Origin of the sequence: Neobacillus drentensis (genome assembly GCF_036966985.1) — a bacterium.
Taxonomy (GTDB): domain Bacteria; phylum Bacillota; class Bacilli; order Bacillales; family Cytobacillaceae; genus Neobacillus; species Neobacillus drentensis_E.
This window is the reverse complement of the sequence record NZ_JBALSN010000491.1, coordinates 1-2,070: the sequence shown is the minus strand read 5'-3', so window position 1 is coordinate 2,070 and position 2,070 is coordinate 1. Positions and strand designations below refer to the sequence as shown.

The 2,070-nt window shown below is 35.4% G+C and carries 4 protein-coding genes; 1 reads left to right on the top strand and 3 read right to left on the bottom strand.

Features of this window, described 5'->3' with window-relative positions; all coding sequences use genetic code 11:
• Nucleotides 1-484: class I SAM-dependent methyltransferase (locus tag V7659_RS26155; protein WP_335543021.1), on the bottom strand; the 484-nt coding region annotated here is incomplete at its 3' end.
• A 243-nt stretch (nucleotides 485-727) separates the two neighbouring features.
• Here V7659_RS26155 and V7659_RS26150 point away from each other — a divergent pair.
• Nucleotides 728-997 (top strand): hypothetical protein, encoded by a 270-nt coding sequence (locus V7659_RS26150; protein WP_335543020.1) that lies wholly within the window; start codon nucleotides 728-730, stop codon nucleotides 995-997.
• 31 nt (nucleotides 998-1,028) lie between these two features.
• On the opposite strand, the gene V7659_RS26145 is transcribed toward V7659_RS26150, so the two are convergent.
• Both V7659_RS26145 and V7659_RS26140 read right to left on the bottom strand, forming a co-directional pair.
• Nucleotides 1,029-1,916, bottom strand: coding sequence for a VanW family protein (locus tag V7659_RS26145; RefSeq protein ID WP_335543019.1), 888 nt, complete (start codon nucleotides 1,914-1,916; stop codon nucleotides 1,029-1,031).
• Nucleotides 1,864-2,070: hypothetical protein (locus tag V7659_RS26140; protein WP_335543018.1), on the bottom strand; the 207-nt coding region annotated here is incomplete at its 5' end. The genes V7659_RS26140 and V7659_RS26145, both read right to left, overlap by 53 nt.

The window sequence follows — 2,070 nt, the reverse complement described above, 5'->3', positions numbered from 1 at the left end:
AATCCAGGGCATAAATCTTCATTATTTCGGATTCTTCGATCGGACTAAGTTTGGAGTTTATAGTCATTTCATTGGCTATTAGACGTCCGCCTTTTTTTAAGACTCGAAAAAATTCACTAATGGCAACAGGTTTGTTAACAAAGGCTAAAACAGATTCGGACAAAATAAAATCAAAAGTATGATCGTTAAAGGGCAGTTTTTCAATAGACCCTTGAACCAACTTTATTGGTAAATTCATTGATTGAAATCGCACTTTTGCTTTTTCAATCATGATAGGATTAATCTCCACGCCAACTACCTTTGCAAAATAATGCTGATATAAAAATGCAGCTGTTTGGCCAGTGCCGCATCCAGCATCTAAAATACGTGATTTATTTGTTATATCTTCATTCGACAAAATGTATTTTGTTAATGGAATTCCACCGGGATGTGCTCCACCCACACCAAATTTGGCTAAGAAGTCAAAATAAGTTAAACCTCCCATAAATAAAGACACCACCTCAATTATCTTGTAGCAGTTTATGTGAAATATAGGTAAGAGGTTCGCGAATTAGACTTGATTATGGCAGGAGTAATTAAATGTATTATGTAAACGGTAAAGGATCTAACATACCAGTAAATAACTAATTAAGTTCTTATTTCTTGCTATATACTCTGTCTAAAAAGAGCAAATTAAAGAAATGGAAGGAAGAATTCCTTTCCATTTCAATTTGAAGGAGTGCTTTGGATGAAAAAAGTTAAAGCTCAACCGTTTCTCAAAATGTTTGCAAGAAAACGTAAAAGTAGAGGAGCCATCTGGGCGTCTCTATTAGGCATTGGTTTAAGTGCTGCTGTTTTTGGAGTGACAAAGGGAAAACGTAGGGACCTTGCACTTCCTATTCAAAATATGATGAAAAATTTTACACCTAAAACAAATCTTAGTCTAATGGATAATGCTGCATTAACCGAGTTTTCAGAGGAGCTATTAATGAGTGCACTAAATAATAAAAAACAATAAGAAAAAAGTCCGCACAATGGTTGCGGACTTTTTAATATGGTGGAGTTGGGACTTTTTTCGGTATGTAATTAATATTTTCAGAAGAGTAAACTGTTATAACTAACAAATGACCTAATGTCCTTGCTCTAATTAATACTGGTTGATTATAGGTATTCTTAAACTCAAAATCGGGTCCATACCAACTAACAGTGGCGTCTCGTCCAGGCGGAATATAAGGAACCTTTCTTGAATGAGAAAACCGCTCCACAATCTTGATGCCTGCATTGTCAACGGCATTATAAAGGGTTGAGGATACTTGACAAATTCCGCCGCCAATGTCTTCTGAGTATTCCCCTCTAACGATGACTTTGGCACGTAAATATCCCTTCGCAGCTGTCCGTTTACCGACTACTCTGTTAAAAGAGAATGTTTCACCCGGAAAAACCACCTGATTGTTAATTGCTTTTGTTGCCAGTTCTATATTGTTAGATCTTTTTTTATTTCGTGGATTAAATGACGTAACATAACGTCCAATTCTCATGCTGCGAATATCACTGAGTAATTCACTATCCACCTTTGGATAAACTGTAAGAAAAGGTAATTCCATGACCTTCGTTTGTCCAGTACTAAAAATATAGGCATAGAATTGCTCTGTAAATGCTTGACGATGGATTTGGGACCCTGCCTTTTCTGGAATAATACCACCATTCTGATCCAAGTGGGCATTTTCCGGTGCAATTGAAAATTGTTTATCTAAATTATCCAAAAATTCATAGTACTTTTTAGAATTTAATAAGGGCAGGCCCGTTTGGGAAATGGTAAAATCATCACGATTAATGGTGGTAACTGTATGGCCATCCTTTGTAATAGTTAAACGATCTGGCACTTCAGTCACCGGTTGGGTTAAAAGGAAATATCCCATTAACAAAGATAAAATCATACTCAGCAACCCCCTCACTATAATATTGGTAGAAGTAGGCTAATTCATGTAACCATAAAACAGATTCATACATTTTGGAAAAATATAAAAGTAATTTCCAGTTTTTTTCTTTACAAAAATCAAAGAATATAATATTCTCGTTATTGAGAATGAT

What these genes read in the sequence shown, in the direction of transcription:
- V7659_RS26150 (WP_335543020.1), top strand. Translation starts at nt 728, where the DNA reads ATGAAAAAAGTTAAAGCTCAACCGTTTCTCAAAATGTTTGCAAGAAAA.
- V7659_RS26145 (WP_335543019.1), bottom strand. Translation starts at nt 1,916, where the DNA reads ATGATTTTATCTTTGTTAATGGGATATTTCCTTTTAACCCAACCGGTG.